At 52.5% G+C, this 7,675-nt stretch carries 4 protein-coding genes and 1 pseudogene; 2 read left to right on the top strand and 3 right to left on the bottom strand.

All coding sequences use genetic code 11. From position 1 onward, the window contains the following. Positions 1-109: pseudogene (locus C8N36_RS22830) on the bottom strand (IS5/IS1182 family transposase); the annotation flags it as partial. A 207-nt stretch (positions 110-316) separates the two neighbouring features. Here C8N36_RS22830 and C8N36_RS22825 point away from each other — a divergent pair. Beyond that, positions 317-1,300, top strand: a complete 984-nt coding sequence (locus tag C8N36_RS22825) for an Ldh family oxidoreductase (RefSeq protein ID WP_097806940.1) — start codon at positions 317-319, stop codon at positions 1,298-1,300. A 329-nt stretch (positions 1,301-1,629) separates the two neighbouring features. Here C8N36_RS22825 and C8N36_RS22820 read toward each other — a convergent pair whose 3' ends face one another. After that, positions 1,630-2,625 (bottom strand): helix-turn-helix domain-containing protein, encoded by a 996-nt coding sequence (locus C8N36_RS22820; protein ID WP_097806941.1) that lies wholly within the window; start codon positions 2,623-2,625, stop codon positions 1,630-1,632. A gap of 133 nt (positions 2,626-2,758) precedes the next feature. Between C8N36_RS22820 and C8N36_RS22815 the strand changes: the two genes are divergently transcribed. Next, positions 2,759-4,327, top strand: coding sequence for an arylsulfatase (locus C8N36_RS22815; protein WP_097806942.1), 1,569 nt, complete (start codon positions 2,759-2,761; stop codon positions 4,325-4,327). Between the two features lie 385 nt (positions 4,328-4,712). Here the strand turns inward: C8N36_RS22815 and C8N36_RS22810 are convergent, their stop codons facing one another. Beyond that, entirely contained in the window at positions 4,713-7,394 is a 2,682-nt protein-coding gene (locus C8N36_RS22810; RefSeq protein ID WP_097806943.1) for a trypsin-like peptidase domain-containing protein, read from the bottom strand. Between the last annotated feature and the right edge of the window lie 281 nt (positions 7,395-7,675).

Raw genomic sequence — 7,675 nt, 5'->3', positions numbered from 1 at the left:
AAGCCATCTCCGGATCAAACCAGATCGACAACGATCCGCGCTGCTTCAAGCTGTCATTGTAAGACGACCAGTTTGTGGTCTTGTACTTCGTCGGGCTCCAGCTGCTCATGACCGCCTGCTATCACACTGGATTCGCGACATGAATCCCCGCACCCGATTTGTGCAACAAAGCCGCAAAAAGGTATTCTACCGCTGGAAGGGGATCCAGGTCTTAGGTTTAAACTTGATCACGAAGTGGTTGCCAAAGCAGCGGACAATCACCGACAGTATGCGGGAACGGCCTGATGGGCCATTTTGCTGATCAGGAAAGAACCCAATGCCCAAAATATCTTTGGACGAGATCGAAAGTGCCACCAAAACCGCGTTGGAGCGGCATGGGGCCCACACTTGGATTGCTGCAGAGGTCGCCAAAGCTGTGCGCAAGGCCGAGTCAGTGGGCAACAGAATTTGTGGGCTCTATTATCTCGAAAGCTATTGCCAGCAGTTAACATCGGGACGCGTTGACGGAACGGTTGATCCAGTTGTTTCGCGGCCCCGTCTCGGCAACGTTGTCGTGGATGCGAAGTATGGCTTTGCGCAACCGGCCTTTTCACGCGGTCTACCCGAGGCGGTTGCCGCGGCCAGGGAATGCGGCATCGCAAGCCTCGCCGTGGGTCACGCTCATACTTGCACGTCGTTGGGCTACTTTACCGAGCAGATTGCGCGCCAAGGGCTGATCGGGCTTGGTCTGACCAATGCCTCGCCCATTGTTGCGCCTCCAGGGGGCAAATCCCGGGTGATCGGCACCAATCCGATTGCCTTTTCGGTCCCCGATGGCTCAGGCGGAATTGCCATGCAGTTCGACCAATCGACAACCACCGTCGCCCTTGGCAAGATCACCATGTCGAAAGCAGCTGGGGAGCGAATCCCCAGAGGCTGGGCGTTGGATGCGGAAGGGCAACCCACAACCGATCCCGAAGCCGCGCTTGGCGGCTCACTGGTCAGCATAGGTGGCTACAAGGGCTGGGGCCTCGGACTGATGGCCGAATTGCTGGCTGCTGGGATGACGGGCAGCGTTGTCAGCCGCAATGTCAAACCCTTGAAGGCACCAGAAGGCCCGCCCCACGATCTTGGGCAATACTATCTGCTGATGGATCCCGGTAGTTCACCGGAATTTTTCGAGCGTCTCGGACAGGTTGCGGAGGGAGTTGCACTGGACGAAGGGGCTCGGATGCCTGGACAAGGCAAAACGGAGCAGGACCCCGTCCAGATCGAAAGGGCGGTGTGGGATCAAACGCTTGCACTGGCTGAGTTGCAGTAGAGGGCGGATCAGATGATCAATTCCATAGTTGCTGCCATTCGGGACGGGTGCGGCGAATGGCCGGTTCGTCCGCTTAAGTCCATCGGACATGAGAAATCTACGATATGGCCCATCAAACTTGTCAGATGACCGTTCTGAGCCAAAAATGAACCTTGCTCCACCGATTGTGAATGCCGGCTTTGCTTGGAAGCCTCGGTTAGACTACGCTTAGCTCACTAACTCCAACCATTTGACTGCTCGGCTTGCGAACGAGACTTCTTTGAACAAGTAAATTCTTTCGAGCAAACTTGAAGTCAATTTTCTGCCTTTCAGGTGCCTTCGCTTCAGTCTTATGTCAAAACACGCAATCGGAATTCTTGCGGAGTTTTACAGGTGCGGCTTTTGAAAAAACGGGTAAAGGCAGAAGAATGGACATATCCAAGTTCGAAAGCAATTTCGGTGATTGTGATCGATGGGTCTAGCAGCAACCTTTCAGCTTTGGACAGGCGCGCGTCCGAGACCAGTTGGCGGTGGGTTAGTCCCAGACCTGTCAAATGACGCCGGTAAGATCGGGCGCTCATGCCGAATGCTCTGGCCATTTTGTCCGACAGGCATTCTGTGTTGGTGCAGCCAAGATAGGTTTCGAGACAGGCCCGTAGCATGGGTATTTCCGCGCCTTGCGCACTTGAGCTTGCGCCGTTGTTTGAAGTGTTGACAACAAATCCGCCGTTTCTATTCGCAAGATCATCAATGTCGAAAGCGACGCCCATCGTGCGGTCGCACAGCTCCAACGGTAGATCCTGCCATTCTATTGGCAGGAACGCTTTGGGAACGTGGTGAGAGAGGCGCAACGCACAAGGCGAAATAGGGCGTCCAACGACTTGCTTCACCGCTTGCAGGGAAACCCCGAGATTATATTGCTGAACGGGCCAATTGTTGGTGAAATCGGTCGTGCCAGATGTGCGCAGGAGCCAGACCTTATTTCCTTGCCGCTGGGTGAAAAACGATGCTCCGTGAATGATCGACGATATCGTGTGCGCAATTGCATCAATGGCTTCTACCCCGGTCAGAGTGCGGGGCATCGCAATGTTGGCAACAGATTTATCATTTGATTGGTATGAGCTGGCCAAGCATTCGATGAAGAAGGTTGGCTGTTTTATGTACCGGTCTAACCGAACCATGAACATTTCAGCCGCGCGCAAAGAAATAATGCCGGTCGGATGTGATACCACTCCGCCGGACAAGCCTGCCTGTTCTGCCAACTGCTCTAATTTGGTCAGGGCCAATGGTGCAGCGTCAAAAAATGGTTGCGCAACAGATGCTTGAACTGATGCAAATCGCGTCATTTTAGAACCCCACACACTAAAATCGAAACCCCACCCAAGGCGGGCTAAGGGAGATGCCTGGCCGGAAATGGTAAGCAGCCGAAACAAACTGCCACTACCATCCTACGACAGATTGTCTTTCAGGGAAGAAGAAATGAATTTAACGCGAAATATAAAAAGGCTGCGCGTGGTTGCAGTATCGGGTCTGACGCTTGTCGCAATGACGATGCAGGCCGACGCGCAGGAGCAACCAAACATTCTGGTGATTTGGGGCGATGATATTGGCCAGTTCAACGTCAGCGCCTACAACAATGGCATGATGGGATATCGGACACCGAACATAGATCGGCTAGCAGACGACGGCGTGATGTTCACCGACTGGTATGGCGAGCAAAGCTGCACCGCCGGCCGCGCAGCCTTTATCACGGGGCAGTCTCCGATCCGCTCAGGACTGACCAAAGTTGGTTTGCCCGGCGCGCCGGAGGGTATGGACGAACGTGACCCGACCATCGCCACAGTGCTGAAAGCGCAAGGGTATGCCACCGGACAATTCGGAAAAAACCACCTTGGTGACAGAGACGAACATCTGCCCACCAACCACGGTTTTGATGTTTTTTTCGGCAACCTCTATCATCTCAATGCTGAAGAAGAACCCGAGAATGTGGATTATCCAAGTGATCTGGTAATGTCTGACGGGCGAAACTTCCGAGATGCCTTTGGCCCGCGCGGAGTAATCCGATCCTCAGCCGATGGAGAAATCGAAGACACAGGCCCATTGTCGCGAAATCGGATGGAAACTGTCGACGAAGAGACACTTGCGGCTGCGCTTGATTTTATGGACACAGCCACGGAGCAAGACAAACCCTTCTTTGTGTGGTGGAATTCAACGCGCATGCATGTTTTCACTCATCTCCAAGACAAAAGTGAAGGCGTCACGGGTCAAGGCATCTATGCTGATGGAATGGTAGAACACGACGGCCACGTGGGGCAACTGCTTGATAAGCTTGAAGAGCTGGGTATCTCCGACAACACCATCGTTATGTATTCTACCGACAATGGTGCAGAAACTTTTACCTGGCCCGATGGTGGCACTACGATGTTTCGCGGTGAAAAGAACACCCAGTGGGAAGGCGGCTTTCGCGTGCCAACTGTGATCCGGTGGCCCGGCGTGACCAAACCCGGCACGATCATCAATGAAATCGGTGCGCACAACGATATGTTCACCACAATTGCAGGTGCGGTGGGTCAGTCGGATATCAAAGAGCAACTGCTAGACGGGCTGACCATAGGTGATACCGAGTACAAAGTGCATCTGGACGGCTATGATCTTGGTCCGGCCCTGCGCGGCGAAGCAGAATGGCCCCGCAAGGAATTCCTGTACTGGACGGATGACGGTTCTGTTGCGGCCCTTCGTTATAACGATTGGAAGCTGAATTTCCTTATTCAAGACGCCCATGGTTTTGACGTCTGGTCTGAACCGTTCAAGGTCCTGCGTTTTCCCGAGCTCACAAACCTGCGGATGGATCCATTCGAGCGGGCAAAAAAAGAGGAAGCAATGGGTTATGTCCGCTGGGCAGCGGAGCGCATGTATGTGATCGCTCCAGCTTCAGCTTATGTGGCGCAGTGGTTGCAAAGTTTCCAGACCTATCCGCCCCGGCAAACTCCCGGTAGCTTCAATCTTGAAGATGTTATGGAAATGGTGACGGCAGGTTCGAACCAGTGAGTCGCAGTTCTTGATTGAACATTCAAAATGAAAGCGGCCAGTATAACTGGTCGCCTCTCTTTCTTGTGGCTGCTTCGTCTCAAGAAAACATCAATGAATTTCCCAGTTCAAAAGTGCCGGCCCACGATTTAGTTGTTCAAATGACAGATTTGCCCGCTGAGCCGCCAGTCGCACCTGTTGCCAGCCCTTCCAAGTCATTCGTGCAAAGCGCGGCATTGGTCCCACCACGTATATGAGGGCGAAAGAAGCGGTCATTCGCTGCACCTACGAAGGATACATGCCAAGCGAGAAAAGCGGCCAATGTTGGCCGGGAGCAACGACCTGGGGGCAGATTTCGCACTACTAGCCGCTTGCTCAAAGTGAGTGGGCAGCTGGTGACCTGGTGCTACAATTTGCCATTGACACCACAGTTGCAAAAAGCTGCCAATGCGGTCTTTGATCCAGATCCGAAGTCGCCGTCGATGAATCCGTTGTAAAAGCCAAGTTCGCTCAATCGCAATTGCAATGTACGTGCCGTTGCATTGTCTTGATAGAATTCTTCTAGGCGCATTCGAGCATTACTGTTTCCGCCTCCTATAGCACTGGCGAATAATCGTGCAATTTCTAACCGATCCAAACGCGTATAGTCCGCATTTTTGAAATAGTGATTTGCCAAATTGTACTGCGCAGTTGGTTCCCCTTGCTCCGCAGCCAAGTCGAAGAAGTAAACCGCTTCCAATTCATCTTTCTCAACACCCAGCCCGTTTAGATACATGTAGCCCAAGGTATTTTGAGAGTTTGCGGCCCCTAAATCTGCTGCCTTTTGATACCATTCGGCGGCTTCGGTATGATTTTGCGGTACATCCAAAAGACCCAAGCGATATATCTGGCCCATCTTATGCAATGAATTAACGTACTTTTGTTCAGCAGCCAATTTGTACCAGACAAAAGCCTTGTAATTATTCTGCGCTACGCCAACACCCTTGGCATACAGGCCCGCCAATTTGTATCGCCCAACCGGAAGCCGCTGCTGAGCGGCTTTTTCGCACCAATCAAAGGCTTCTGAATGGTTTTGAGGTACCCCTTCACCGTTGGAATAAAGAATGGAGAGAGCATACTGAGAAATTGCATAGCCCTCTTGTGCCGCCTCTCGATATAATTTTGCCGCTTCACTATACTCTTTTTTTGCATCCAGAACGCGACCAAGCTGATAGATCATTCGTAGTTCAGATGGAGAGTTATTCATCGCTGCACGACATGCTAACTCCGCGTTCGAAATGGAAATGCCTCCAAATTTAACCCCATGTACCCCGAACGGGTTTTGGGAATTATCAGGATGCGCTGCGGCATCGTCACAGCGGGCGGCAATCATCTGGGCATCAGGCTCTTTGGCCGCCAACTCTAAGCCGGTGGCCTTTTGTCTTTCCAAACTGCTACGGGCCGCATGGAGCGCAGCTAGCTCTGCATTTAGCTGCTGGGCTGTGTCCTCGTTATCCAGTATCGTTTGCGCAGAGTGCGCCGAAGGGCTGCCCGGGAAATCGGTCACAATTTTCCGCAAGGCGTCAAGCTGAAGCTTTTTACTTTTCATGCTCTGCAAGCCGCCGGCCTCTGGGGCTGTGTTTGACAGGGCTATCGCCGCAGAAAATGCCTGAACAGCCGTCAAATTTTGGTCCAGTGGCGCTATTGCAGCGTCCCGAAAGCCAAGATCAAAGGCTTGGTTGATCATGGCAATCTTGTGCCCGCCGTTAAAGCTTTCACCATCACGGGACAATCCTCCTTGATTGTGCAATGCCACGACAGACAGTGTTCGGGCGTCGAACAACAAAGAACCTGACGACCCCCCCGTGCTTTCACAAGTGTGCCGAAACGACGATCGATCTACATCTATTTCTGAATTTCGACGATGAACCTGACAAGTTCCAGTTGAGTACTGCTGCGGTTCGGCGGCTGGGTGATGAACCATCCGAAGCTCTTGAAAAGGTTCGACCTGCGTGACCATTTGCATTGGGATATGGCCACCAATGTCGTCATTTGCGTCGCCAATAACTTGCAAGAGAAGGGCATCAAGTTCGATGTCGCGCTTTAATTCTCGCGAATGAACACGAAATGTGCGAACAGAACCGATGTCATCTTTGGCAGTATAGTTAAAGTTAACACGCGCCTCTTGAACAATCGTAAAGCCGGCCTGGGTCAAAGCGGGATCATAAAAACAGTGATTATTGGTCAACAACTGATTGTTGGGCAGTAGCGTCGCCGTGCAGTTTGCAACGAATGGGCTATTGAGTGTTGTCGTCGTGCCTCCACGCACAATGGTACCTGGCTTGCCGTCCGCAGTGACCAAGCAAACCTGCAACCTGCCAACGAATTTTGCAATTTTCTTAACGGCGGGCGGTGCGCGATTGATACCTAGCCAGAAACCGCGTTTTTGCTCACCATCGACAACCATAGCCTGAAATGCCGAGGATTGTGTGTCTATGTCAAAACCGAATTTACATTCCGCAACTGATTGAGCCTGCGCGCCCGTCCCTATGGAGGACAGGTAGAGCGACACAAGAAAAACTGAAGTTGCTCGAATAGTCATACCTGAGTACGTCCTTTTGGCTGGCTTGAGATCAGTGGAGCAAACGCCTTGGTCTCGCGCAAGCATTAAAATCCGGACTGTCCCCGGCTGGCCTAATGGCACACACAATTCATTACCAATATACTTTTGCGCACCCTTGGAGTTTAAAACCTTTTTGGAAGAAATCTTTCGCCCCTGATTTTGGGACATCAGGGGGCATTGGATGCCTGAAATTTTTTGTAGTTCCGTGTGGTCATCTCGCTTGGGTCGGTGGCGATAACGCGGTTCGAAAGGACTAATGCTATCCGCTGGATGAGCTTGACGCACCAAACGTCTTTTAATCTGTCTAGTAAGCCAGTTGTTTAAATCAATGACGGCATTACGAAAGCTGCGTCGCGGCATTTGTATTTTGACCAAGGTCGGCTGTGGGCCGTGAGCGACGGTTTGACACAACGGGCGGAGAGCTGCCGTTAGCTGCACCTGCAAAAGCGCCGGAACGGACAGGTCAAAGCAGCCGTTCAAACCCATCCAGAGCTGATCTCACATGCTGCGCTCCGCACCAAGGTCAGCAGTGCGCAGAAAGCGACGTTTGCAAAGTCACCCCAGGTGCGTGGAGACTAGGCGCACACGGCCCACAGGAGACATTCAACAGACAGTCCGTCTCCGCACTGCAGCTTCCCCGGACCGGCCGTTCATTCATCGTGGAGCATACTTCACCTGCGCGATGACCGCGACGCAAACCAGGCCAAGCCGACGGTGTTGACGATGCGAGCCAGACATCTAAAAAATGGCGCGCCAACGGCTGTAAG

It is taken from the genome of Pelagimonas varians (assembly GCF_003208435.1).
Classification (GTDB): Bacteria; Pseudomonadota; Alphaproteobacteria; order Rhodobacterales; family Rhodobacteraceae; genus Pelagimonas; species Pelagimonas varians.
The sequence above is the reverse complement of the archived record's forward strand: the minus strand, read 5'-3'. Positions and strand labels throughout refer to the sequence as shown.